We start from the raw sequence: 23,728 nt of genomic DNA, 5'->3' as shown, positions 1-23,728 counted from the left end.
TGACCTATCGGGAGTCCGGACCGCAATCACGGGCCTCCTCCGGGCCGATGGCGAGAACCGCGGACAAACCGTTCCCTGCGCCGACAGCGCCTCGGTGAACGCGCCGATCCTGTCGGGCGGAGCTTCCCGCAGGATCGGCGCATCGCTGACAAACTTTTATTTGGTCAGCCACTCGCCCGTGTGATCGGCAAATCCGCTGTTCAACGCGAACTGAAGTTTTTCGATTTTCGTGGTCTTGGGGACCTCGAAGACGATGACCCCCTTGCGGCTGTCGCCGCTGCTCATCGTGACGGACCCGGCGAACGAGACGCCCTCCTGTATGTCGCCGAACGTCGATCGGTATTGCTGTCCCTCGGTGTCGATCAACATGGCGCCGTTGGACGGGCTGTCGCTGTAAGCCTGCTGCCCGGTGTTTTTGAGGGTCAGCTGAACCGCGAAGAAGCGACTGCCGTCTTTCGGCTTGAAGAAGTCGACTTTCGGTGTCGCGTTCTCGACGACCTTTTCGAGGGTTACGGCGACCTGGAGATCGGATTCGATGCCTCTCAGTGTGATCGTGCCACCTACGGTCGCCGTCGAAGGTTTGGATTCTGGCTCCTGGGTCGGCGCCTTCTCGGTTTCCGCTTCGGTTTCCGCGACAGGAGCCGAGTGGGCGGCCGTCGGCCGGTCTTTTCGCGTCGTCACCGTGGTGTCGTCGCTGACGCTGACGACCGCCGCGACGCATCCGAACAGCAGCAGGATGGGCGCGCAGGCGACGAGCAGCCAGAACGCGGTCCCCTTGCTCGGCTTGCGCGGTGGCTCGGCGTATCCGTATCCCCGGCCGGGCGGCGGATAAGGCTGGCCGTAGGGCTGCTCGTATCCGTGACCGGGTGGTGGGTAGGGCTGGCCGTAGGGCTGCTGATGCTGCTGGGAGTAACCGTTCTGCGGGGGTGGTGGCTGCCCGTACGGTCGCTGGTGCGGATCCTGTGGGCCGTACTGATTCGCCATTGGTGCTCCTGGGACAGAGGGTGCATAGGGGACGCCCTGGATGTCCGCTCGGATGACGCGATCCGCGATTCTTCTGGCCTTTTCGTGAATGCCGTGTGGTTGGGCACTTAACCACAGGTCGGTAAGCGCGGGCCATTGGGCTGCGTTACCTCGAAAATTGGGATAATTTGTGGTGATTTCGCGCCTTATGGGAAACGGGGTCAGGCGGGGGTGGCCTGGGCGGCGACGAGTTCGGCGTACTTGCCGCCGACGGCCATCAGCTCGTCGTGGGTGCCGCGTTCGACGACGCGCCCGGAGTCGATCACCAGGATCAGGTCGGCGTCCCGGATCGTGCTCAGCCGGTGGGCGATCACGATGCGGGTCTGGGTGAGCCAGAACAGGTTGGACTCGATGACGGCCTCGGTGGCGCTGTCCAGGTTGCTGGTGGCCTCGTCGAGCAGCAGGATCTTCGGCCGCGACAGGAGGGCGCGGGCCAGGGAGAGCCGCTGGCGCTGGCCGCCGGAGAGACCGCCACCGTCGGTCAGCATCGTCTCGTACCCCATCGGCATGGCCATGATCTCCTCGTGCAGCGCCGCCACCTGGGCCGCGGCGACCACCCGCTCCAGGGGCGCGTCGGGGGAGTTCAGTGCGATGTTCTCCCGGATCGAGCCGCTGAACAGGGCGGAGTCCTGGCCGACCACGCCGAACTGGCGGCGCAGGGTGCGCAGGTTGAGCTCGGAGGCCGGGACGCCGTCGTACCGGATCTCGCCCTCCACCGGGGTGTGCAGGGTGAGCAGCAGCCTGGCCAGCGTGCTCTTGCCCGACCCCGAGGCGCCCACCAGGGCGACCTTCTGCCCCGGCCGGATGGAGACCGAGACGTCCCGCACCACCCACGGGCCACGGGGATCGTGCCGGAAGCTCACGCCGCGCAGCTCCACCGCGCCGCGCAGCCGCAGCACCTCGATGCCGTCGCTGGGTTCTGGTGCCGAGGCGAGGATGTCGGACAGGCGGTCGAAGTGCGCGCCGGCCTGCTGCAGGCTCTGCAGGCCGGTCATCAGCGAGCCCAGCGGGATCAGGGCGCCGAGCGCGATGGCGTTGAGCGCGATCAGCGCGCCCACGGTCAGCTCCCCGTCGAGGACCCGCCAGGTGCCGAGCCACAGCAGGCCGAGCGGGGCGACCACCCGGATCGCGGACAGCGCGGCCTCCACCAGCCCCTGGGTGAGGCCGCTGCGCACGTCGGCGTTGAGCTGCTGGGTGAAGTGGGCGGACCACTGCTCCACCGCCCGGTTCTCGGCCCCGGACGCCTTCAGCGTCTCGATGCCGGTGATCGCCTGGATGAGGCTGCTCTGCGACGCGGAGAAGGCGGTGAGCTCCTGCTGGGTGAGCAGGTTGATCCGGCGGGTGGTGGCCAGGACCAGGAGTCCCTGGGCGGCGACCACCCCGGTCAGCGCCAGCCCGAAGACGGGGTCCCAGACGTACACGAGCACGAGGTAGCCGACGGCCAGCGGGCCGTCCAGCAGCGCCGCCACGATCTGGCCGGTGAGGATGTCGCGCAGCGTGGAGACACTGGCGGCCCGGGTGAGCAGGTCGCCCTTGCCGCGCTGCGCGAAGTACCGGTACGGCAGCGCCACCAGATGGCCGATCACCCCCTCGGTGAGCTCCTGGTCGGCGCGTGCCCGTACGGCCACCAGCAGCGCCGCCCGCAGGTAGCCGATCACGAACTGGGCCACCCCGGCCAGCAGCACGGCCCCGCCCAGCAGGGGCAGCAGGTCCGCTCCCCGCGACGGAATGACCTCGTCGATCAGCAGCTGGGAGAGGAGGGGCAGGGCCAGCCCCAGCAGTTGCAGCAGCAGCGAGGCCGCGATGACCTGCGCGAGCAGGCCGCGGCGGCGCCGGAACAGGGTGCGGACGAACTCGCGGCGCCAGGCGCTCGCCATCGAGGACGTGCCGCGGTGGAATCCCTCGCCGGGCTCGAAGACCAGCAGTACGCCGGTGAACCCGGCGCCGAACTCCTCCGCTGTCAGGCGGCGGCGGCCCCGGCCGGGATCGACGAGGTCCACCCGGTCGGGTGACCAGCGCTCGACCACCACGAAGTGGTTGAACTCCCAGTGCGCGACCGCGGGGAGCGGCACGCGCGCCAGGTCCTCGGGCGCGAGGGAGAAGGCGCGCGCCTTCAGGCCGTGCTCGCGGGCGCCCTCCACGATGGCCTTGGCGCTCAGGCCGTCCCTGCCGACCTGGAGCCGTTCGGACACCTGGTGCAGCGTGGTGCGGTGGCCGTGGTGGCAGAGCACCATGGCCAGGCACGCCGCGCCGCACTCGGTGGGGGTGTTCTGCAGCAGGACCGGGACGCGGTTTCTCATCCGCCCGCTCCGAGCGCCAGGGTGACGAGCGTGGCACCGGCCGCCAGGACGGCGGCCACCACGATCCACAGCAGCAGGAACGACGGGCCGCTGATCACCAGCGGCATCCGGGCGGCGGCGCGGGACTCGACATGCCGGCGCATCGCCTCCTCCCGGTAGACGAGCCGGCCCTGGCCGCCCGCCGGGGGAGGAGCGGGCCGCGTCGTCGAGGTTCCCGCGGCCTCTCGGCCTCGGTGCCGAGAGCCGGTCGCGGGTTCACGCCTTCGATCCCCGGTCATGGGAGGAATCTAGGAATGATCACTTGTGGGCCACTTGTGCCTTGCTTGTGACGCGCGGGATTCGGGCGTCGTGGCCACCGGAGGGCAGGCGGACGGTGAGGCTCGGGCCGCCTGGTGAGTGTGCCGTGGTGCGGGACGGTGCGGGACGGTACGTGCCGGCGGCCGGAGCGCGTTCGCCTCCCGCACGGTCAGTTCGCGGCGGGCTGTTCTCCGGGACGGCGATGGGCGCCGTGCCACCAGATCTTGCCGAGCTCGCGTGCGAAGGCCGCGTCACCACTCCCGTCGTCCACACTGATGTGCCGGGCGATCGCCTGCGCGCCCCCCAGACGATCACCCGGCTCGCCGCCACGGCGTCCAGGTCGGCAGGCGTCGAGCCCGACTCCTGTTCGTCGACGAGTGTTTTGTGAACGGCCTCGTCGAATTCCCCGAGATCGGCGGAGTAGAAGTCGCGCACGGTCGGGTCGTAGGTGGCCAGTTCTCGCAACGCGGACAGCGTCGCGAAATTCTCCCGGTGTATCGCGATGACCTCCTCGAAGAATTTCGCGTATCTGGCCGCGCCGTCCCCTCCCGCACTCGGATCCCATCTCCGGGTTCGTCGCATCGCCGTCGTAGAAGGCGGCGGGCAGGTTGAGATCGGGATTCTCCGTTCGGTGGCCCACGCCGGAGAGAACGTGGCCGACCTGCGCGCCCGGTGGTACGGCATGAGGGAACGGCCGCGGCCGCTCCGTCCCGGTGGCGCGATCGCCCGCGCAGAGATGGTGCGCGCCGGAGGCGGCCTTGGCCGAGGACGTCGTACACGCAGGCCATACACCATGTATAGACGCCTTGTGCGGATGATTTCGCGTCACCCGTCCTGGACGGAACGGCCTGGTAGGGGGCGTGGTGCGGGCATGTCGTCCCCGCCGAGGCCCGGATCGCCGCCGGCCGGGCGGCAGAGGTGAGAAGTCCTTATCGGTCGCATGAATTCCGGTGATCGGAGCGGCCTTTTTATGTGGTAATCCCTATTTCTAAATATGAATAGGTATTGACGGAATTCTTGACGGCTTGCACAGTAATCACTGCAGTCCCGCCTTTCACTCCGACATGACCTGACCTCACGATCGGAAGAACGTCCAATGAAAAGGTTTCTGACACTCGCCGCCGTGACGTTGACGGCCGCCGCGGGAATGGCCGTCGCGGCCGTCCCCGCTCAGGCGGCTCCGGTGAACGGCGCTTCCACCCTGTCGGCGGCCTCCGCCGTGGACGCGGTGATCATCGCCGACGGGGTGCGCCTGCGGTCGAGTGCCGGAGGATCGACGGTCATCGGCTACCTCTACTACGGCGATTACGGGCAGCTTCTCGGCTCGTCGGGCGGTTGGTGCAGGTTCCGGCTGGGCGGCAGGTCGGCCTCGGGGCTGCCCTCGGGCACCACGGGATGGGTTTCTTGCAGCTATCTGGCCACGGAGGACGGTTGGAAATTCAACGGCCCGGCCGTCGACACCCTGCAGGAATAGCCTCCTTCCCGGGATGAGCCCGGCCGCCCGGCTCCCCACGGCCGGGCGGCCGTTTCCTGTCGTGAGGCTCCGGCGTCGAGTTCCGTGTCGTGAGGCTCCCGTGTCGGTTCCGCGTCGAAGGTCCCGGCGTCGAGTTCCGTGTCGTCAGGCTCCTGCGTCGCGTCACCCGTCCAGGAGCTTGAGGCCGATGACGCCGACCAGGATGAGCGCCAGGCAGGCCAGCCGGGCGGGGGCCGCGCTCTCGCCCAGGGCGGCGATGCCCACGACGGCGACCCCGAGCGCGCCGAGCCCGACCCAGACCGCGTACGCGGTACCCATGGTCAGGGTCCTGAGCGCGAAGGTGAGCAGGACGAAGCTCAGGACCGCGGCCGTCACCCCGGCGAACGCCGGCCAGAACCGGGTGAATCCATCCGAACGTTCGAGCGCGGTGGCCCAGACGACCTCCAGGGCGGCCGCCGCGAGAAGCAGAACCCAGGCCATGGTGGTCAGGCCGTGGCGCCCGCGTCGACGGTGACGGTGGCCCCGGTGATGTTCCGGCCCCCCTCTCCCGCCAGGTGCGCGACGGTGGCGGCGATGTCGGCGGGATCGCAGTAGCGGCCCAGGGCGGTGAAGCGCCGTTCCTCCTCCGCCCCGGGGCCGTCGGCCGGATTCATCTCCGTGTCGGTCGAACCGGGCTGGACGAGGTTGGCCGTGATGCCGCGCGGGCCCAGATCCCTGGCGAGCCCCTTGGTCAGGCCGACCAGCGCGGACTTGCTCATCGCGTAGAGCGTCCATCCCGGGTACGGCACGCGCTCGGCGAGGCTGCTGCCGACGCAGATGATCCGGCCGCCCCCGCCCATGTGCCGGGCGGCCGCCTGGGCCAGCACGAACGAGGCGCGGGAGTGGATCGCGAGGACCCTGTCGACCTCGGCGAGCGTCACCTCCTCCAGCGGCCCGAACGAGGCGACGCCGGCGTTGCCGACCACGATGTCGATCCGCCCGAACTCGGCGACCGTCCGCTCGACCGCGGCGACCAGCGTGCCGGCGTCGGCGGCTTCCGCCGCCACGGCCAGCCCGCGGACGCCGGTGGCCTCGATCTCCTTGACGACCGCCGCCGCCCGCTCCGCCGAGCGCGCGTACGTGATCACCACGTCGGACCCCTCGTTGGCCAGGCGTACGGCGACGGCGGCGCCGATCCCACGGCTTCCCCCGGTGACGAGCGCGACCTTGCGTGTCATGTGTGCCCCTTAAGCGGAATCAGTTCCGCTTAACCATAAAGCGGAACTGATTCCGTTTACAAGCCTCCAGTAACCTGTGATCGTGGACGTCGTCATGAACCCGCGTCGCGAGCGGGTCGACGCGGCGCGCAACCGCGTGAAGATCCTCGCCGCCGCCGCCGACATCGTCGCCGCTCACGGCGTCGAGGGGCTGTCGATGGCGGAGGTGGCCGCCGCGGCGGGGGTCGGCGTCGGCACGCTGTACCGCCGGTTCGGCGATCGCTCGGGGCTGGCGTACGCGCTCATCGACGAGCGGGAACGCGAGTTCCAGGAGGCCTTCATCGAGGGACCGCCACCCCTGGGGCCCGGCGCCGACGCGCCCGCCCGCATCCGCGGCTTCCTGCACGCCCTCGCCGACAGAACCGTGGAGCAGCTGGACCTGCTGGTGATGGCCGAGACGGCGGCGCCGTTCGCCCGCTTCGGCGGTGCCTACGAGGCCTATCACGCCCACCTGTCGATGCTCGTCACCCAGGCCAGACCCGGTGCCGACGCCCACGTCCTCGCCGACGCCCTTCTCGCTCCGCTGGCCGCGCCGCTGCTCGCCCACCGCCTGCGCGATCGCGGGGTGACGGTCGAACGCGTCAAGGCGGGGCTGGACGACCTGCTGGCGGTGTTCACCTCCTGAGACGTACGCCCGCGCGAGAACACGCGAGAACACGCGAGGGCGCGTGAGGACACGTGCAGGACACGCGAGGGCGCGTGAGAAAACGGAAACGGGCACGGACCTCGGTCCGTGCCCGTCGGGGCCGCATCCGGGTGCGGCCGGTTCCGGTCAGGCGCCGCGACGGCGGGCGGCCGCCTTCCTGATGAGAGGCGTGCACAGCGCCAGGAGCGAGACGACCAGCAGCGTCGCCGCGATCGGGCTCCTGACCAGCACCGTCACGTCGCCCGCGCCGATGGCCAGGGCCCGGCGGAGCTGGATCTCGGCCATCGGGCCCAGGATCAGGCCGATCACCGCCGGGGCCACCGGCAGGCCGAAGCGGCGCATCGCGAAACCGAGCAGGCCCAGGATGTAGAGGATGACCAGCTCCACCCAGGAGGAGTTCAGCGCGTAGACGCCGAGCGCCGCGAACAGCACGATCCCCGAGTAGAGGTAGGGCCGGGGGATCCGCAGCACCCGGGCCCAGAGCGGGGCCAGCGGCAGGTTGAGCACCAGCAGCATGGTGTTGCCCACGAACAGCGAGGCGATCATGCCCCAGACCAGCGCCGGGTTGTGGTCGAACAGCTGCGGGCCCGGCTGCAGCCCGTACTGCTGGAAGGCCGCCAGCAGGATCGCGGCCGTCGCCGAGGTGGGCAGGCCCAGCGTGAGCAGCGGCACGAGCGTGCCCGCCGCCGAGGCGTTGTTGGCGGCCTCGGGACCGGCGACCCCCTCGATGGCGCCCTTGCCGTACTCCTCGCGGGCGATCCCGCGCGCCAGGCGCTTCTCGATCGAGTACGACAGGAACGTGGGGATCTCCGCTCCGCCGCCGGGCAGGGCGCCGAACGGGAAGCCGAGCGCGGTGCCGCGCAGCCACGGCCGCCAGGAGCGCGACCAGTCGGAGCGGCCGAGGAACGCCCGGCCGACCGGGACCACCTCGGGCCGGCCGCGCCGCAGCCGCGAGGCGACGTAGAGCACCTCGCCCAGGGCGAACAGCCCGACCGCGACGATCACCACGTCGATGCCGTCGAGCAGTTGCGGGATGCCCAGGGTCAGCCTGGCCTGCCCGGTCTGCTGGTCGATGCCGACCAGCCCGATGACCAGGCCGAGACCCAGCGAGGCCAGCCCTCGTACGACGGAGCGGGACAGCACCGACGACACCGCGGTGAAGGCCAGGACGGCCAGCGCGAAGTAGTCCTCGGGACCGAAGGAGATCGCGAAGTCCACCACCAGGGGCGCCGCGACGACCAGCAGCCCGGTGGCGATGGTGCCCGCGACGAACGAGCCGATCGCGGCCGTCGCCAGCGCCTGGGCCGCCCGGCCGCGTTTGGCCATCTTGTTGCCCTCGAGCGCGGTGATCATCGAGGAGCTCTCGCCGGGCGTGTTGAGCAGGATCGAGGTGGTCGACCCGCCGTACATGCCGCCGTAGTAGATGCCCGCGAACATGATGAACGCGCTCGCCGGGGGGACGGTGAACGTGATCGGCAGCAGCAGCGCCACGGTCATGGCCGGGCCGATGCCGGGCAGCACGCCCACCAGCGTGCCCAGCGTGACGCCCACCAGCGCGTAGAGCAGGTTGACCGGGGTGAGGGCGGTCGCGAAGCCGTCCATCAACAGCTGGAAGGACTCCACTCAGATCACCCCGGACAGCAGCCCGGCCGGCAGCGTCACGCCGAGGCCCCTGACGAACACCAGGTAGGTGAGAGTGGACAGCACGATCGCGATGACGCCCGCGCGCAGCCGGTGGGCCGCCCCGAGCGTCACGGACAGGCCGAAGAAGAGCAACGCGCCCGCGATGACCCAGCCGAGCAGGTCGAGCAGCCCGGCGAAGGCGAGGAAGATCACGCTGACCAGCGCGACCGTCCGCCAGTCGGCCCGCGCGCCGGAGTCGATGTCCTCTGCGTCCTCGGCGGCCTCGGGGTCGCCGTGGCCTCCCCTGAGCACGTCGACCACGTAGAACAGCCCGATCAGCAGCATCGCGCCCCCGACCAGGGCCGGGAAGAACCGGGGTCCGAGACCGAGGGCGGAGCCGGCGGCGGTCACGTCGGCGGTGCCGGCGATCACGAACGCGCCCAGCGCGAGGACCAGCACCGCCAGCCCCAGCTCCGGCCGCCGCCACGACCACCCGGTCTCGCCCTCGGGGGCCGTGCCGGTGGCGCCGGTGCCGGTGGGACCGGACGGGTCTTCTGCGGGAGACATCAGGAGACGAGGCCCATCTCGGCGATGACGGCCTTGACCTTGGTCTGCTCCGCCGCGAGGAAGTCGGCGAACGGCTGCCCGGTCTGGAAGACGTCGGTCCAGCCGTTCTTCATCACCGCGTCCTTCCACGCCGGGGAGTCGTGCATCTTGGTGACCAGGTCGGTGAGGGCCTTCTTCTTCTCGTCGTCCAGCCCGCCGGGCGCGACGAAACCCCGCCAGTTGGCCAGCTCCACGTCCAGACCCGCCTCCTTGATGGTGGGGGCGTCCACGTTGCCGAGCCGCTCGGGAGAGCTGACGCCGAGGGCGCGCAGCTTGCCGGACTTCACGTGCTCGGCGAACTCGCCGATGCCGGAGATCCCCATCGCGACCTTCTCGCCGAGCAGCGCGTTGAGCGCCTCGCCGCCGCCGGAGTGGGCGATGTAGTTGACCTGCTTGGGATCGATGCCCGCGGCCTTGGCCATCAGGCCCGCCACGATGTGGTCGGTGCCCCCGGCGGAGCCGCCCGCGATGGCGATCTTCGTCGGGTCCGCCTTCCACGCCGTCACCAGGTCGCCCAGCGTCTGGTACGGCGATCCCGCGGGAACCACGACGATCTCGTACTCCTCGGTGAGCTTCGCGATCGGCGTGGTGTCGGCCAGGGTGACCTTCGACTTGTTCTGCTCGACCGCGCCGACCATGACCAGGCCCATGGTCATCAACAGGTCTCCGTTGCCCTTCTCGCCCGCGAGCTGGGCCAGGCCGATGGTGCCGCCCGCGCCGGGCACGTTGTAGACCTCGACCTTGCGGGACGGTTCGGCGGCCTTGAGCGCCTCCCCGGCGACGCGGGAGGTCTGGTCCCAGCCGCCTCCCGGTGAGGCCGGCGCCATGATTCTCAGCGCGCTCGTACCTGAGCCGCCGCCGGAACCGCAGGCGGTGAGGGCGGCGAGGGACAGCACCGCGAGGGCGGCCAGTCTCCGAAGACGCATGGTCAGCTCCAAACAAACGTGAAGAAAGCGTGGTGAGGATCGTGACCTCAGGAGGCAGCCCTGTCGATCCTTTGCGTGGTTGCCGTCGTATCGGTCATATTGGTCACACCTCCTCGCGACCTCGCCGTTATCTCGGGCTGCTTTCATCGAGGCCCTGACCAGGGAGTTGACTCGTGCGACGCTTACTCAACGCCTCGCTCGGCACCCAGCTCTTCGCGTTGCAGACCGTGATCGTGTTCCTCGCGGTCGGCGGTACGGCGGGCGTCTGGATGGAGCACACCCGCGTCCTGCTGGACCGCCAGTACCAGCAGCGCGCCCTGGCGATCGCCGAGTCGGTGGCGGGGCTTCCCCAGGTGCGAGAGGCGTTCGGCCGGCCCCGGCCCGAGCTGAGCCTGCAGCCGATCGCGCTCGGGGTGCAGGCGGCCACCGGCGCCGACTACGTGGTGATCGCGAATCGCGACCAGATCCGTTACGCCCACCCCAACGCGGCCCTGATCGGCAAGAGGCTGTCCACCGACGGCTCGGAGGTGATGACGAACGGGCGGCACTGGACCGGTGTCCAGACGGGCACCCTCGGCCGTTCGGTACGCGGCAAGGCCCCGATCTTCGACTCCTCGGGGCAGGTCATCGGCCTGGCCTCGGTCGGGATCCTGGAGGGGACCGTCGCCGACCAGCTCGGCGAGGCGCTCCCGCCGCTGCTGTGGACGGTCCTCGCGGTCCTCGTCGCCGGGTCGGCCGCCGCCGCGCTGATCGCCCGGCGGGTACGCCGCCAGACGTTCGGCCTGGAACCGGGGGAGATCGCGGCCCTGCTCGAACAGCGCGAGGGCGTGCTGCACGGCGTCAAGGAGGGGGTGCTCGCCCTCGACCTCCAGGGACGGGTGACGCTGGTCAACGACGCGGCACGCGACCTGCTCGGACTCTCCCAGGACGACGTCGGCCGGAGCCTGCGGGAGATGCCCCTGTCCGACCGGATGCGGGACGTGCTGGACGGCGTGGACTCCGGCGACGACCGGGTGGTGCTCCACCGAGACCGGGTGCTGGTGCTCAACCGGACCCCGGTGGCGGTACGGGAGCGGCAGAGCGGCTGGGTGGTCACCCTGCGGGACCGTACCGAGCTGGTGCGGCTGGCACGCGAGCTCGACCAGGCCAGCACCACGACCGGCGCGCTGCGCGCGCAGGCCCACGAGTTCGCCAACCGGATGCACACGGTGGTCGGCCTGCTGGAACTCGGCGAGCACGAGACGGCCGTCAGCTACATCACCCAGACCACCGAGGCCTACAGCAGGCACGCCTCGGGCATCAGGGAGAAGGTCGCCGACCCGACGCTGGCCGCGCTGCTGCTGGCAAAGTCGGCCGAGGCGGCCGAGCGGGGCGCCACCCTGGTGCTGTCCGACGACTCCCGGGTGGAGGCGGGCATGCTCGGCGACCCGCACGACGCGGTCCTGGTCGTCGGCAACCTGGTCGCCAACGCCCTCGACGCGCTGCAGGAGACCGGGGGGACGGTGGAGGTCTCGGTCCGTACCGAGGCGGACGGCCTGCGCGTCCGGGTCGGCGACTCCGGTCCGGGAATCACCCCGGGCCTGGTCCACGAGGTGTTCAGGGAGGGCTTCACCACCAAGGCCGCCCACGCCGGGCCGCGCGGCCTGGGCCTGGCCCTGACCCGCCAGGCGTGCGCGCGCCGGGGCGGCTGGGTGCGGGTGCACAACGCGGGCGGAGCCGTCTTCACCGCGCTCCTGCCCACCGGCGAGCCCCCGGTCCCGCCCGCCGGAGAGCCTTCCTCGTCCCGCACCGGGGAATCCGCGCCGTCCCGCGCCGGTGAACCCGCGCCGTCCCCCGCCGGGGGATCCGCCGAACGGAAGGTGCCGAGTTGACCGGGAACGGGCACATGGGGGAGATCCGCGTCCTGGTCGTGGACGACGACTTCATGGTGGCCAGGATCCACGGCGGCTACGTCGCCAGGACGCCCGGCTTCACGGTCGCCGACGTCGTCCACACCGGGGGCGCCGCGATCGCGTCGGCCGCGGTGCGCAGGCCCGACCTGGTCCTGCTCGACATCTACCTGCCGGACATGTCGGGACTCGACGTCCTCGCGAAGCTCAGGGAGGCCGTGCACCCGGTGGACATCCTGGTGATCACCGCCGCGCGGGACGTGGCCACGGTCCGGGCGGCGATGCGCGGCGGCGCGGTCAACTACCTGATCAAACCCTTCACCGCCCGCGCCCTGGCCGAGCGCCTCGAACAGTACGCCGAGATCCGCAGGCAGCTCGCCACCCTCGGTGACGAGGCCCGCCAGGACGAGATCGACCGGCTCTTCGGCGCGGTCAGGGGGGTGCCGCCGCCGCTTCCCAAGGGGCTGTCCGGCACCACGTGTTCCCTGGTCGCCGCGGCGCTCAGGGAGAGCGGCGGCGACCTGTCCGCGGCCGAGGCGGCGACGATCACCGGCCTCTCCAGGGTCAGCGCCCGCCGGTACCTGGAACACCTGTGCGCGGCGGGCCAGGCGGAACTCCGCCCGAAGTACGGCACCGCGGGAAGGCCGGAACACCGTTACCGCTGGACAGGCTGATTTGTTACTCCTTTTGGGACGGCGGTTGACCAATGTGGTTTAAGGTTGCCGGAGGTGGAAGCTGCGAAGCAGGAGGATACGGAGGCCGTGCGGAACGCCGGAGCGTCTGTGAACCCGCCACCTGACCCCTTTGAGGCAATGCCCCTTCCCTCGGGCCCCGTCCCGCCGGGCGCCCGCGACCCGCGGCTCCCTCCCGGCGTGCAGGGAGCCCGTTCCCAGGGCGGCCCCGGCCTTCCGCCGGGGGTCTCACCCGACATCTTCGGCCCCACCGGGGCCGGAGGATCTCCCGGTCTCGGTGGTCCCCCCGGTGGTCCTCCCGGTCCCGGAGGCCCCGCCGCGCCGGCCCGCGGGACGACGCTCCCCCCCGCCCCCCGCCCCCCTCAGCCCTGGCAGATGGCCTCCCCGCCGGAACGCCCCTTCCAGCGTGACGAGCCCACGCTCGTCCCCGGCGGCGACGGAGGGTTCCCGCAACCCGGCGGGCTCCGCTACGAGGAGCCGCCCCCGCGCCGCCGCGGGGCCCGCAGGTTCTTCCTGATCGTCCTCACCGTGCTGTTCGTCGTCGGGCTCGCCTACGCGGTGCCCGCGGTCATCATGTCCGGCAGGATGCTGCCGGGCACCACGGTGCGGGGCATCGACATCGGCGGCCTGACCGCGACCGAGGCGGCCGACAAGCTCAGGGACCGCCTGGCGGGCGAGGCCTCCGGGGAGATGACCCTCCTGGCCGCGGGCAAGCGCTACGACTTCGACCCCGGCAAGGCCGGGCTGGAGTTCGACGTGGTCGCCACCATCAACCAGGCGCCCAGCGGCTTCCCCAGCCCCTCCCAGGTCTGGCGGGCCTTCACCGGCACCACCGAGCTGGAGCCCAAGGTCTCCGCCGACTCCGAGAGCATGCGGACCGCGGTCGCGAGCCTGGCCAGGAAGATCGACCTCAAGGTCCGCGAGGGTTCGGTCACGTTCGAGGGCGTCAAGCCCGTCGTCGTGACGCCCCGCGACGGCAGGGAGCTGGAGCGGGAGGCCGCGGTCACCGCGATCACGAACGCCTTCCTCGGCCCGTCGAAGGAGGTCCGCCTGCCGGTCTCGGTGATCAAGCCGATGGCCGGGCGGGGGGCGGTCGAAAAGGCCGCGGCCGACGCCGGCAGGGCCCTGTCCGGGCCGGTCACCCTGACCTTCGCCGGAAAGCAGGCCCAGCTGCCGGTGGAGACCCTCGCCGCCCACCTGTCCTTCAAGCCGGACGGCTCCGGCGGCATGGAGCCGGAGTTCGACGCCAGGAGCGCGGTCGCCTCCGTTGAGGGCGACCTCGTCGACCCGGTCCTGGCCCCGCGCGACCCCACGTTCCAGATCGTCGGGGAAAAGCCGAAGCTGGTGCCCGGCCGCAGGGGGAAGGGCATCAACGACGAGCGGCTCGCCTCCGACGTGGCCGAGATGATCGCCGGCGACGGCGACCGGACGATCCCGGTGCTCCTGACCACCGTCAAGCCGCGGATGTCCGACGCCGAGGCGCGCAAGCTCGGCATCAAGGAGCGGATCAGCCAGTTCACCACGCCCTACACGTGCTGCGTGCCCCGGGTCACCAACATCAAGACGATCGCCAGGCTCCTGGACGGCTACCTGGTGAAGCCGGGCGAGACCTTCTCGCTCAACGGCGTCGTCGGCCAGCGCGACACGGCCCGCGGCTTCGTCCCCGCCCCCATGATCCAGGGTGGCAGGCTGGTCGACTCGGTCGGCGGTGGCATCTCCCAGTTCGTCACCACCATGTACAACGCGGTGTTCTTCGGCGGTCTCGAGGACGTCCAGCACGTGGCGCACGAGTTCTACATCTCCCGCTACCCGGCCGGGCGCGAGTCCACGGTCTCCTGGCCCGAGCCCGACTTCCGCTGGAAGAACGACTCGCCGTACGGCGTGCTGGTGAAGACCTCCACCAGCGACACCGGGGTGACCGTCGCCTTCTGGAGCACCAAGCGCTACGAGATCGAGTCGATCTCGTCCGAGAGATACAACATCACACCGTTCAAGAACGAGACCGACAGTGGTCCCGACTGTATCGAGATGGTCGGCCAGAACGGTTTCACGATCGACGTCTGGCGCGTCTTCAAGCAGGACGGCAAGGAGATCAAGCGCGTCAAGAAGACCACGGTCTACCGCCCCGAGCTCAACCTGAAGTGCGTGCCCGAGTAGCGGGGCCGCGCCCGCTCCTCACCACGCCTCTCCTTTCCTCCATCCGGTCTCCGGAGTGGCCGGCGGGGCGGCGGCACGGATGTGCGGCTGGATAATGCGTCCATGAAGATCTGGGTCCCTTCCAAAGCCGCGGCCGATGTCCTGTGCGACCTCCCTGAAGTGGAGTGCGTCGTCTACGACGGCACGGAGCCGGTGCCCGAGGGCGCGCACGAGGCCGAGGTGTGGATCCCGCCGCTGATGCCGGTGGCGGACCTCCCCGGGCTGCTCGCCCGGATGACCGGCCTGCGGCTGCTGCAGACCGTCACGGCGGGAGTCGACGCCTACCGGCCGCACCTGCGGGAGGGGGTGACGTTGTGCAACGCCAGGGGCGTGCACGACGCGGGTACCGCCGAGTGGGTGGTGGGAGCGATGATCTCCGTGCTCCGGGAGTTCCCCGGGTTCGTCCGTGCCCAGCTCCGGGGCGAGTGGACCTATCACCACACCGGGGTGCTGGCCGACTCCACGGTCCTGGTCGTCGGCTACGGCTCGATCGGCGAGGCGCTGGAACGGCGGCTCGACGGCTTCGAGGTCGACGTCGTCCGGGTGGCCAGGACCGCCAGGCCCGGCGTGCACGGCCTGGACGAGCTGCCCGGCCTGCTGCCCGGGGCGGACGTGGTGGTGCTGCTCGTCCCCTCGACACCCGAGACCACCGGCATGGTGGACGCCGGGTTCCTGGCCGCGATGAAGGACGGCGCCCTCCTGGTGAACGCGGCCAGGGGCCCGGTGGTCGACACGGACGCGCTCGTCGCCGAGCTGCGGGGCGGCCGGATCCTCGCCGCGCTCGACGTCACCGCCCCCGAACCCCTGCCCGCGGACCACCCGCTGTGGACGGCGCCGGGAGTTCTCATCACCCCGCACGTCGCGGGCAGCAATCCGGCCTCGGTACGGCGCACGCTGAAGCTGCTCCGCTCCCAGCTGCTGCGCTACCTCGCGGGCGAGCCGCTCAAAAACGTGATCACGGGTTCGTACTGACCGGCAAAGGAATCCGGACCGTGGCTGCCTCGTGACCTGCGGTGCGTACCGTCGGTTGAAAGTGATCTCCGTGGCTCGCGCGGTTATCAGATCGGTGACGACTACGGCGTTGTCGCCCCTCGCGCGGACCGGACGGCACACACTGGCCCTGTGCCGGTGCGAGCGTCGAGGACGAAGGACGACGCGCTCACGCCGGCAGCGCGAGTGCGGCGAGCAAGGGATGCTGCGAAAGCGAAACACATCGACGAGACACACCAAACGACACTGATGGGCAGACGACATTGATCCGCTGGCGTGACCCCCGGGTACCGCTGACCGCCGCCGCCATAGGCGTGGTGGGGCTCGTTGCCGCTCTGGTCAGCGGCGCTCCCGCAGTGGTCGTCGAGGCGGTGGCGGGCGTCGTCACCGCCGCGGCCGCCGCGGGCTCGCTGTTCGCCGCCGCCTCCAAGGTGATCGACCGGCGCAGGGCGCTGGCCTGGCGCTGGCTGGCCGGGGGCTCGCTCACCTGGCTGGCCGGGGTGGGGGTGCGGCCGATCGCGGACGGCGCGCCCTTCGTGGTGACCTTCGCCGACCTGGTGCTCCTGGCCGGTACGGCCATGATCGCGGTCGGCACCGCGCTGTCGGCGGCCAGGCCCGCGCGCGGGCACGCCCTGCTGCGCGACCTCGCCGACTCCTACGTGTGCGCCGCCGCCATCCTGGTGATCCTCTGGGTGTCGCTGGTGGGCCCGGTCTACGGCGACGCCGGCGACGCGGGCGACGCCGCGGTCAGCTTCGCCTCGCCGCTGTTCTGCCTGATCCTCGCCTGCGTCGTGGGCCCCGCGGTGGTGCCGATCCGGCGGTCGGCCTGGCCGGTCGGCCTGGCCGCGCTGGCCGTGCTCGCCGCCGTCGCGACCTCTGAGACGATCACCGCGCTCGCCCGGGTGAGCGGCGACACGCCCTCCCTGACCTGGGTGTGGCTCGCCCCCGCCGCGTTCCTGGTGCTCGCCGCGGTCCCGTGGAGCGGGCCCGCGACCCGGCCGCCCGAGCCCGCGAACGACGAGCCGTCCGTCCGCGAGAGCACGTCGTCGCTGATCGCGGCCGTGCCGCTGTTCCTCGTCGGCGTGGCCACCGTCGTGGTGCTCCTCCGCGTGATCAGCGGCGGGGTGCAGGGACCTCCGGCGGTCCTGGCCTCGGTGTGCGCGTCGATCGTCGCCGTCCTGCTGGTACGCCTGTTCGTGACGCTGCTGGAGACCGGGCGGCTGCGGAGCCTGCTCCACCTCGGCGAGCGGCAGCTGCACGACCTCGCCGAGAGCGCGGGGGACGTGGTCTTGCTGTGCGACTACGACGGTGTGGTGCGGCAGATCGGCGAGGGCGTCGAGATCACGTACGGCTACCGCCCCGACGACCTGGTCGGCGGGAGGATCTTCGACTACATCCACCCCGAGGACGTGCCGGGAATCCAGGCGGCGCTGAGCGCGATGAGCCTGGAGGAGGAGGCCGAGGAGGGGCCGGGCGCGTGCATGGTCGCCTGCAGGGTCCGGGCCTCCGACGGGACCTGGCGGCCGGCCGAGTCGGTCGCCACCCGGCACGTGCGCGGCGAGGACCTGCTGCTCGTCACCACCCGCGACATCAGTGACCAGGAGGCCCTGCGCAGCCAGGTCGCCCACCTCACCTTCCACGACGGCATCACCGGCCTGCCCAACCGGGCCTACTTCGAGGAGCGCACCCGGGAGGTGCTGGCCCGTCCGGGCGCGTGCAACGTCGCGGTGGTCTTCCTGGACCTGGACGGCTTCACCGCGGTGAACGACTCGGTGGGTCACGCCAGCGGCGACTACCTGCTCGGCCAGGCGGCCCGCAGGCTGCGCGCCGCCGTACGGACCGACGACACCCTGGCGCGCTGGGGCGGTGACGAGTTCGCGGTGCTGCTGGAGGCGCCGGTCGACGCCCAGACGGCGGTCGACCTGGCCGAGCTGCTGGTCCGCACGGTCTCGTCCGAGCCGTTCCGGGTGGCCGACCGCGACGTCGCGCTGACCGCGAGCGTCGGGGTGGCCTTCGCCGCCGACGACGTCTCCTCCGCCGACCTGATCCGCAACGCCGACGTGGCGATGGCGAGGGCGAAGGAGCTGGGCGGGCGCCGGGTGGAGGTGTTCGCCGCGCACATGCACGCCGACGTGGTGCGGCGCCTGGAACTCGCCGCCGACCTGCAGCGGGCCCTGCTGGAGAACCAGTTCGCGATCGAGTACCAGCCGGTGGTCGACCTGGCCACCTCGCGCGTCACCGCCGTCGAGGCGCTGGTGCGCTGGTGCCGGGGCGGCGAGTTCGTCCCGCCGGAGCAGTTCCTCGGCCCGGCCGAGGACACCGGCCTGATCGTCCCGCTGAGCGAGTGGATCCTGCGCGAGTCCTGCCGGGAGGTGGCCGCCTGGCGCGCCTCCGCCTGGGAGATCGGGCTCTCGCTGAACCTGTCGGCCCGGCAGATCATGGCGCCGCGCTTCGTGGAGACCGTCGAGGCGGCCCTGGTCGAGAGCGGGCTGCCGCCCAGCGCGCTGACCCTGGAGGTCATCGAGGAGATGCTGGTCGAGGACGCGGAGGAGACCATCACCCGGCTCTCCGAGCTGCGCGCCCTCGGGGTCCGGCTCGCCATCGACGACTTCGGCACCGGGTACGCCTCGCTGGCGTTCCTGCGGCAGCTTCCGGTCGACATGATCAAAATCGACCCGTCCTTCGTGTCCGGGCTCGGCCGTGACGAGACGCTGACCCTGCTGACCCGCACGATTGTGCGGCTCGGTCACGACCTGGGACTGATCGTCGTCGCCGAGGGCATCGAGCGGCCCGAGCAGCTGGAACTGCTGCGCGAGATGGGCTGCACCCGCGGCCAGGGGTTCCTGGTGGCGCGCCCGATGGCCGCGCGCGGCGTCGACTCGCTGATGCGCACCAGCCTCTCCAGCCTCGGCACTCCCGCGTGACCTCGCATCTCGGACTCTGAGATATGTGTCCCATGAATTTGACGCGGGGGTGCCGCGTCGGCCATGGTGGAGCCATGCAGCTTCACCGTGGGATTCTCGTAGTACTTCGCCGGCGCGCGGGCCGATAGCCGAAGCACTACGACCTGCGCGCCGCCCCAGCTCCGCCGACCAGGCGGAATGGGGCATTTTTTATGCCATTACGCATGCTCAGCCACAAGGAACGAGCCGATGACCGAACAGATGACAGGAGCCCAGGCCCTCGTGAGGGCGCTGGAGCACGTCGGGGTCGACACCGTGTTCGGGATCCCGGGCGGCGCGATTCTCCCCGCCTACGATCCGCTCTACGACTCGGTCAAGGTCCGGCACGTGCTTGTACGGCACGAGCAGGGCGCGGGTCACGCGGCCCAGGGCTACGCGCAGGCCACCGGCAGGGTCGGCGTCTGCATGGCCACCAGCGGTCCCGGCGCGACCAACCTGGTCACCCCGATCGCCGACGCGTACATGGACTCGGTCCCGATGGTCGCGATCACCGGCCAGGTGCCGAGCGGCGCCATCGGCACGGACGCCTTCCAGGAAGCCGACATCTCCGGCATCACCATGCCGATCACGAAGCACAACTTCCTGGTCACCGACCCGAACGACATTCCCAGGACGATCGTCGAGGCCTTCCACATCGCCTCGACCGGGCGTCCGGGGCCGGTGCTGGTCGACATCGCCAAGGACACGCTCCAGGCGATGATGACGTTCGAGTGGCCGGTCGTCATGCAGCTGCCCGGCTACCGCCCGGTGACCCGGCCGCACTCCAAGCAGATCCGCGAGGCGGCGAAGCTGATCGTCGAGGCCAGGCGGCCCGTCCTCTACGTCGGCGGCGGCGTGCACCGGGCGGGCGCGTCGGCGCAGCTGCTGGAGTTCGCCGAGCTGACCGGCATCCCGGTGGTCACCACCCTGATGGCCCGGGGCACCTTCCCCGACAGCCACCCGCAGCACATGGGGATGCCCGGCATGCACGGCTCGGTGTCGGCGGTCGGCGCGCTGCAGAGGTCCGACCTGATCATCGGGCTCGGCGTCCGCTTCGACGACCGGGTCACCGGCCAGCTGTCCAGCTTCGCGCCGCACGCGAAGGTCGTCCACGCGGACATCGACCCGGCGGAGATCTCCAAGAACCGGCACGCGGACGTCCCGATCGTGGGCGACTGCAAGGAGGTCCTCTCCGACCTGATCAACGTGGTGCGCAACGAGGAGCGCAAGGGCGACTACGCCGACTGGTGGACGGCGCTCAACGCCTACAAGGCGACCTACCCGCTGGGCTACACCGAGTTCGAGGACGGCTCCCTCGCCCCGCAGTACGTCATGGAGCGGCTGGGCGCGCTCGTCGGCCCGGACGCGATCTACACCGCGGGCGTCGGCCAGCACCAGATGTGGGCCGCGCAGTTCATCGGCTACGAGAACCCCGGCACGTTCATCAACTCCGGCGGCGCGGGCACGATGGGCTTCGCCCTGCCTGCGGCGATGGGCGCCAAGATGGGCCGCCCCGACACCACGGTCTGGGCCATCGACGGCGACGGCTGCTTCCAGATGACCAACCAGGAGCTCGCCACCTGCACCATCGAGGGCGTGCCGATCAAGGTCGCGATCATCAACAACGGTAACCTGGGCATGGTCAGGCAGTGGCAGACGCTGTTCTACAACCAGCGTTACTCCAACACCGACCTGCAGACGGTCCGCCGGATCCCCGACTTCGTCAAGCTCGCCGAGGCGTACGGTTGCGTGGGGCTGCGGTGCGAGCGTCCGGAGGACGTGGACGCGACGATCAAGAAGGCCATGGAGATCAACGACGTGCCGGTGGTCATCGACTTCGTGGTGCACCAGGACGCCATGGTGTGGCCGATGGTCGCCGCCGGGACCAGCAACGACGAGATCAAGTTCGCGCGCGACATGGCGCCCGTCTGGGACAGCGAGGACTAGGCATGAGCAGGCACACGCTCTCCGTGCTGGTGGAGAACAAGCCGGGCGTGCTCGCGCGCGTCGCGTCACTGTTCAGCCGCAGGGGGTTCAACATCGACTCGCTGGCGGTCGGGCCGACCGAGCACGCGGACATCTCCAGGATGACCATCGTGGTCAACGTCGCCGACCTGCCGCTGGAGCAGGTCACCAAGCAGCTCAACAAGCTCGTCAACGTGCTGAAGATCGTGGAGCTCGACCCGGCGCAGTCGGTGCAGCGCGAGCTCACCCTGATCAAGGTGCGGGCCGACGCGGAGAACCGGTCCAGCGTGCTGGAGTTGGTCAACCTGTTCCGGGCACGTTGCGTCGACGTCTCCTCGGACGCGGTGACCATCGAGGTCACCGGCACGCCGGACAAGCTGCAGGCCTTCATCAAGGTCCTGGAGCCGTTCGGCATCAAGGAGCTTGTCCAGTCGGGCATGGTGGCCATCGGCCGCGGAGCCCGTTCCATCACCGACCGTTCTCTCCGGGCCCTGGACCGGACCGCGTAACGCGTACGAGAAACCCGAAAGGTTAAGCAAGTGACTGAGATCTTCTACGACGACCAGGCCGACCTGTCGATCATCCAGGGCCGGCACGTCGCCGTTCTGGGATACGGCAGCCAGGGCCACGCCCACGCGCTCTCGCTGCGCGACTCCGGCGTGGACGTCCGGGTGGGCCTGCCCGAGGGTTCCAAGAGCCGGGAGAAGGCGGAGGCCGACGGCCTGCGCGTGCTCACCCCCTCGGAGGCCGTCGAAGAGGCCGACCTGACCATGATCCTCGCGCCGGACCACATCCAGCGCCACCTGTACGCCGACCACGTGGCCCCGAACCTCGTCGAGGGCGACGCGCTCTTCTTCGGGCACGGCCTCAACATCCGCTACGGCCTCATCGAGGCTCCCGAGGGCGTGGACGTGGCCATGGTCGCTCCCAAGGGCCCCGGTCACCTCGTGCGCCGCCAGTACACGGCGGGTCGCGGCGTGCCGTGTCTCGTCGCGGTGGAGAAGGACGCCAGCGGAAACGCCCTGGAGCTGGCGCTGTCGTACGCCAAGGGCATCGGCGGCACCCGCGCCGGCGCGCTGAAGACGACCTTCAAGGAGGAGACCGAGACCGACCTGTTCGGTGAGCAGGCCGTGCTGTGCGGCGGCGTGTCCGAGCTGATCAAGGTCGGTTTCGAGACCCTGATCGAGGCGGGCTACCAGCCCGAGGTCGCCTACTTCGAGTGCCTGCACGAGATGAAGCTGATCGTCGACCTGATGTACGAGGGCGGCATCCACAAGATGTACTGGTCGGTCTCCGACACCGCCGAGTACGGCGGCTACTCCCGCGGCCCGCGCATCGTGACGGCGGAGACGAAGAAGGAGATGCAGCGCATCCTCGCCGAGATCCAGTCCGGCGAGTTCACCAAGGAGCTGGTGGAGGAGTTCGACAGCGGGCAGAAGAAGTTCACCGCCTACCGCGAAGAGCTCGCCGAGCACCCGATCGAGAAGACCGGTGCCAAGCTCCGCCCGATGATGAGCTGGCTCAAGTAACGACGCCCGGTCTCACAGCGCCCGGGTTCACAGCGCCCGATTCGCAGCGCCCGATTCGCGGCTTTCAGGTCACCGCGGTCAGGTGGCCGCGCTCGGGGAGAGCAACGGCCCGTGCCCCCCGCGACGAGTTCACGTCGCGGGGGGCACGGGCCGTTTCGCGCCGGGTGCCTTCCGGGTTTTCCGGGAACCGGAAGATGCCTAGTGCCTGGCGAAGTTCTGGGTCCAGTAGATGCCCCGGGAGCTGTTGGCCACGCCCACCCCGAGGTGGGTGTAGGCGCAGTTCACGATGTTGGCCCGGTGGCCGGAGCTGTTCATCCAGGCGGTGACCACCTCGGCCGGGGTACGCTGGCCCATCGCGATGTTCTCGGCCCAGGCCCGCATCGGGCTGAACCCGCTCGCCCTGATCCGGGCGGTCATGTCGCGGCCGTCCTGCGAGGTGTGGCTGAAGTAGTTCTTGGCCGCCATGTCGTCCGAGTGGCCCTGCGCGGCCGAGCGCAGCTGCGGGTCGGAGACGAGCGGGCCGCAACCGTTCTTCTGCCGCTCGACGTTGGTCAGGCGCACCACTTCCTCGGACAGGGAGGAGCCCGGCGCGGAGCTGGGAGTCGCGGTGGGGGTGGTGTTGGCCGAGGAGGTCGGCGCCGGAGTCGGCTTGGGGGTGGGGGTCGGGGTGCCGGTGGGGGAGCAGCTGAGCCTGACGGGCCTGGAACGGCCGCTGTTGCCCCGGTAGTCGGTGACGACGGCGTAGTAGACGCCGGGGGCACAGCGCAGCTTCACCGTCACCCGCCCGTTGGTCCCCTGCCGGGACGCGCTCTTGACGATCGGGTCGGTTCCGGGGACGGCGCGCTTGATGCGGATGCGGACCAGGGCGGTGTCGTCGCAGCCCAGCCGCGCGGCGGAGGCCTGGATCCGTCCGGCGGCGGTGACATACGGCTTGGCGGCGTACACACGGCACTCGGCCTGGGGAGCGGCCGCGGCGTGAGCCGTGGCGATCGGCGTGCTGAGGGCCGCCAGGCTCCCGAGGCAGAGAAGTGCCCCTAGCGGTCTGCGCATGTCGGTTCCTCCAGTTGGTTAGGCGCTGGATGGACTCCGCATTCTGTCGGGGACGGATCGCTCTTGTCAGCAAATTCCGGACATTAACTGTGGGCCCCAGGTAAACCAGAGTGGTGGCAGAGGCGTCGGGGGTCGATGGTGCTCGGGTCGCGTTCCAGCCCACTTAATCCCGATATTTCCGTTTATGGGCAGCCTGAGCTGGATGTATGCCACGCGGGTGGGGGGCCTGCCGCCGGATCGCGCGGGACGGACGGCGGTCCCGCCGCCCGGCGCTCCCGGCCGGGCGGAGCCGAAATATTCTCGCCTTTCGCGGAGCGCCCCGCC

Annotated in this window: 20 protein-coding genes; 10 read left to right on the top strand and 10 right to left on the bottom strand. The window is 70.6% G+C overall.

Going from position 1 to position 23,728, the window contains the following annotated elements; translation table 11 throughout:
- Positions 1-156: 156 nt before the first annotated feature.
- The 4 genes from ACTOQ1_RS19910 to ACTOQ1_RS19895 form a co-directional block, all read right to left on the bottom strand.
- Positions 157-984, bottom strand: a complete 828-nt coding sequence (locus tag ACTOQ1_RS19910; RefSeq protein ID WP_440069135.1) for a DUF4352 domain-containing protein — start codon at positions 982-984, stop codon at positions 157-159.
- 200 nt (positions 985-1,184) lie between these two features.
- Positions 1,185-3,323 carry a peptidase domain-containing ABC transporter gene (locus ACTOQ1_RS19905; protein ID WP_440069133.1) on the bottom strand — a complete coding sequence of 713 codons (2,139 nt, stop codon included), beginning with the start codon at positions 3,321-3,323 and terminating at the stop codon, positions 1,185-1,187.
- Complete coding sequence (locus ACTOQ1_RS19900) at positions 3,320-3,601, bottom strand: hypothetical protein (protein WP_440069131.1); 282 nt, start codon at positions 3,599-3,601, stop codon at positions 3,320-3,322. The genes ACTOQ1_RS19905 and ACTOQ1_RS19900 overlap by 4 nt, the downstream gene beginning before the upstream one ends.
- Positions 3,602-3,620: 19 nt before the next feature.
- Complete coding sequence (locus tag ACTOQ1_RS19895; protein WP_440069129.1) at positions 3,621-4,085, bottom strand: hypothetical protein; 465 nt, start codon at positions 4,083-4,085, stop codon at positions 3,621-3,623.
- Positions 4,086-4,716: 631 nt separating this feature from the next.
- On the opposite strand from ACTOQ1_RS19895, the gene ACTOQ1_RS19890 reads away from it, so the two are divergent.
- Positions 4,717-5,094 (top strand): SH3 domain-containing protein, encoded by a 378-nt coding sequence (locus ACTOQ1_RS19890; RefSeq protein WP_440069127.1) that lies wholly within the window; start codon positions 4,717-4,719, stop codon positions 5,092-5,094.
- A gap of 162 nt (positions 5,095-5,256) precedes the next feature.
- On the opposite strand, the gene ACTOQ1_RS19885 is transcribed toward ACTOQ1_RS19890, so the two are convergent.
- Positions 5,257-5,574 carry a DMT family transporter gene (locus ACTOQ1_RS19885; RefSeq protein WP_440069125.1) on the bottom strand — a complete coding sequence of 106 codons (318 nt, stop codon included), beginning with the start codon at positions 5,572-5,574 and terminating at the stop codon, positions 5,257-5,259.
- Between the two features lie 5 nt (positions 5,575-5,579).
- Entirely contained in the window at positions 5,580-6,311 is a 732-nt protein-coding gene (locus ACTOQ1_RS19880; protein WP_440069123.1) for an SDR family NAD(P)-dependent oxidoreductase, read from the bottom strand.
- Between the two features lie 82 nt (positions 6,312-6,393).
- On the opposite strand from ACTOQ1_RS19880, the gene ACTOQ1_RS19875 reads away from it, so the two are divergent.
- Complete coding sequence (locus ACTOQ1_RS19875; protein WP_440069121.1) at positions 6,394-6,975, top strand: TetR family transcriptional regulator; 582 nt, start codon at positions 6,394-6,396, stop codon at positions 6,973-6,975.
- 147 nt (positions 6,976-7,122) lie between these two features.
- Here the strand turns inward: ACTOQ1_RS19875 and ACTOQ1_RS19870 are convergent, their stop codons facing one another.
- Genes ACTOQ1_RS19870 through ACTOQ1_RS19860 form a run of 3 tightly spaced genes read right to left on the bottom strand, consistent with a single transcriptional unit; the run spans position 7,123 to position 10,151 of the window.
- Positions 7,123-8,619 carry a tripartite tricarboxylate transporter permease gene (locus ACTOQ1_RS19870; RefSeq protein ID WP_440069120.1) on the bottom strand — a complete coding sequence of 499 codons (1,497 nt, stop codon included), beginning with the start codon at positions 8,617-8,619 and terminating at the stop codon, positions 7,123-7,125.
- Positions 8,620-9,186 (bottom strand): tripartite tricarboxylate transporter TctB family protein, encoded by a 567-nt coding sequence (locus tag ACTOQ1_RS19865; protein WP_440069118.1) that lies wholly within the window; start codon positions 9,184-9,186, stop codon positions 8,620-8,622.
- Positions 9,186-10,151, bottom strand: a complete 966-nt coding sequence (locus ACTOQ1_RS19860) for a tripartite tricarboxylate transporter substrate binding protein (protein WP_440069116.1) — start codon at positions 10,149-10,151, stop codon at positions 9,186-9,188. Before ACTOQ1_RS19860 ends, ACTOQ1_RS19865 begins: the two co-directional genes overlap by 1 nt.
- A gap of 173 nt (positions 10,152-10,324) precedes the next feature.
- On the opposite strand from ACTOQ1_RS19860, the gene ACTOQ1_RS19855 reads away from it, so the two are divergent.
- From ACTOQ1_RS19855 to ilvC, 8 genes are all read left to right on the top strand, one after another.
- On the top strand, positions 10,325-12,022 hold the full coding sequence (locus ACTOQ1_RS19855) for an ATP-binding protein (RefSeq protein WP_440069114.1): 1,698 nt from the start codon (positions 10,325-10,327) through the stop codon (positions 12,020-12,022).
- 14 nt (positions 12,023-12,036) lie between these two features.
- Complete coding sequence (locus tag ACTOQ1_RS19850; RefSeq protein WP_440069348.1) at positions 12,037-12,714, top strand: response regulator; 678 nt, start codon at positions 12,037-12,039, stop codon at positions 12,712-12,714.
- A gap of 393 nt (positions 12,715-13,107) precedes the next feature.
- Complete coding sequence (locus tag ACTOQ1_RS19845) at positions 13,108-14,889, top strand: VanW family protein (protein WP_440069112.1); 1,782 nt, start codon at positions 13,108-13,110, stop codon at positions 14,887-14,889.
- A gap of 102 nt (positions 14,890-14,991) precedes the next feature.
- The gene (locus ACTOQ1_RS19840; protein ID WP_440069111.1) at positions 14,992-15,900 is read left to right on the top strand and encodes a 2-hydroxyacid dehydrogenase; all 909 of its coding nucleotides are present in this window, start codon (positions 14,992-14,994) and stop codon (positions 15,898-15,900) included.
- 281 nt (positions 15,901-16,181) lie between these two features.
- Complete coding sequence (locus ACTOQ1_RS19835; protein WP_440069109.1) at positions 16,182-18,842, top strand: putative bifunctional diguanylate cyclase/phosphodiesterase; 2,661 nt, start codon at positions 16,182-16,184, stop codon at positions 18,840-18,842.
- Positions 18,843-19,019: 177 nt separating this feature from the next.
- A complete protein-coding gene (locus tag ACTOQ1_RS19830) occupies positions 19,020-20,807 on the top strand; it encodes an acetolactate synthase large subunit (protein WP_440069107.1) in 1,788 nt (595 codons plus the stop codon).
- A 2-nt stretch (positions 20,808-20,809) separates the two neighbouring features.
- On the top strand, positions 20,810-21,334 hold the full coding sequence (gene ilvN / locus ACTOQ1_RS19825) for an acetolactate synthase small subunit (protein WP_362693759.1): 525 nt from the start codon (positions 20,810-20,812) through the stop codon (positions 21,332-21,334).
- 39 nt (positions 21,335-21,373) lie between these two features.
- Positions 21,374-22,354, top strand: a complete 981-nt coding sequence (gene ilvC / locus ACTOQ1_RS19820; protein ID WP_440069346.1) for a ketol-acid reductoisomerase — start codon at positions 21,374-21,376, stop codon at positions 22,352-22,354.
- Positions 22,355-22,552: 198 nt separating this feature from the next.
- On the opposite strand, the gene ACTOQ1_RS19815 is transcribed toward ilvC, so the two are convergent.
- Positions 22,553-23,404 (bottom strand): CAP domain-containing protein, encoded by an 852-nt coding sequence (locus tag ACTOQ1_RS19815; RefSeq protein ID WP_440069105.1) that lies wholly within the window; start codon positions 23,402-23,404, stop codon positions 22,553-22,555.
- Between the last annotated feature and the right edge of the window lie 324 nt (positions 23,405-23,728).

This window comes from Streptosporangium sp. OZ121, assembly GCF_051918885.1.
Classification (GTDB): Bacteria; Actinomycetota; Actinomycetes; order Streptosporangiales; family Streptosporangiaceae; genus Streptosporangium.
This window is presented reverse-complemented; position numbering and strand designations above follow the sequence as displayed.

Coding starts and splice junctions, on each gene's coding strand:
- ACTOQ1_RS19860 (WP_440069116.1), bottom strand. CDS start 10,151: ATGCGTCTTCGGAGACTGGCCGCCCTCGCGGTGCTGTCCCTCGCCGCC.
- ACTOQ1_RS19885 (WP_440069125.1), bottom strand. CDS start 5,574: ATGGCCTGGGTTCTGCTTCTCGCGGCGGCCGCCCTGGAGGTCGTCTGG.
- ACTOQ1_RS19845 (WP_440069112.1), top strand. CDS start 13,108: ATGGCCTCCCCGCCGGAACGCCCCTTCCAGCGTGACGAGCCCACGCTC.
- ACTOQ1_RS19865 (WP_440069118.1), bottom strand. CDS start 9,186: ATGTCTCCCGCAGAAGACCCGTCCGGTCCCACCGGCACCGGCGCCACC.
- ACTOQ1_RS19890 (WP_440069127.1), top strand. CDS start 4,717: ATGAAAAGGTTTCTGACACTCGCCGCCGTGACGTTGACGGCCGCCGCG.
- ACTOQ1_RS19840 (WP_440069111.1), top strand. CDS start 14,992: ATGAAGATCTGGGTCCCTTCCAAAGCCGCGGCCGATGTCCTGTGCGAC.
- ACTOQ1_RS19905 (WP_440069133.1), bottom strand. CDS start 3,323: ATGAGAAACCGCGTCCCGGTCCTGCTGCAGAACACCCCCACCGAGTGC.
- ACTOQ1_RS19880 (WP_440069123.1), bottom strand. CDS start 6,311: ATGACACGCAAGGTCGCGCTCGTCACCGGGGGAAGCCGTGGGATCGGC.
- ilvN (WP_362693759.1), top strand. CDS start 20,810: ATGAGCAGGCACACGCTCTCCGTGCTGGTGGAGAACAAGCCGGGCGTG.
- ACTOQ1_RS19850 (WP_440069348.1), top strand. CDS start 12,037: ATGGGGGAGATCCGCGTCCTGGTCGTGGACGACGACTTCATGGTGGCC.
- ACTOQ1_RS19815 (WP_440069105.1), bottom strand. CDS start 23,404: ATGCGCAGACCGCTAGGGGCACTTCTCTGCCTCGGGAGCCTGGCGGCC.
- ACTOQ1_RS19830 (WP_440069107.1), top strand. CDS start 19,020: ATGGGGCATTTTTTATGCCATTACGCATGCTCAGCCACAAGGAACGAG.
- ACTOQ1_RS19900 (WP_440069131.1), bottom strand. CDS start 3,601: ATGACCGGGGATCGAAGGCGTGAACCCGCGACCGGCTCTCGGCACCGA.
- ACTOQ1_RS19910 (WP_440069135.1), bottom strand. CDS start 984: ATGGCGAATCAGTACGGCCCACAGGATCCGCACCAGCGACCGTACGGG.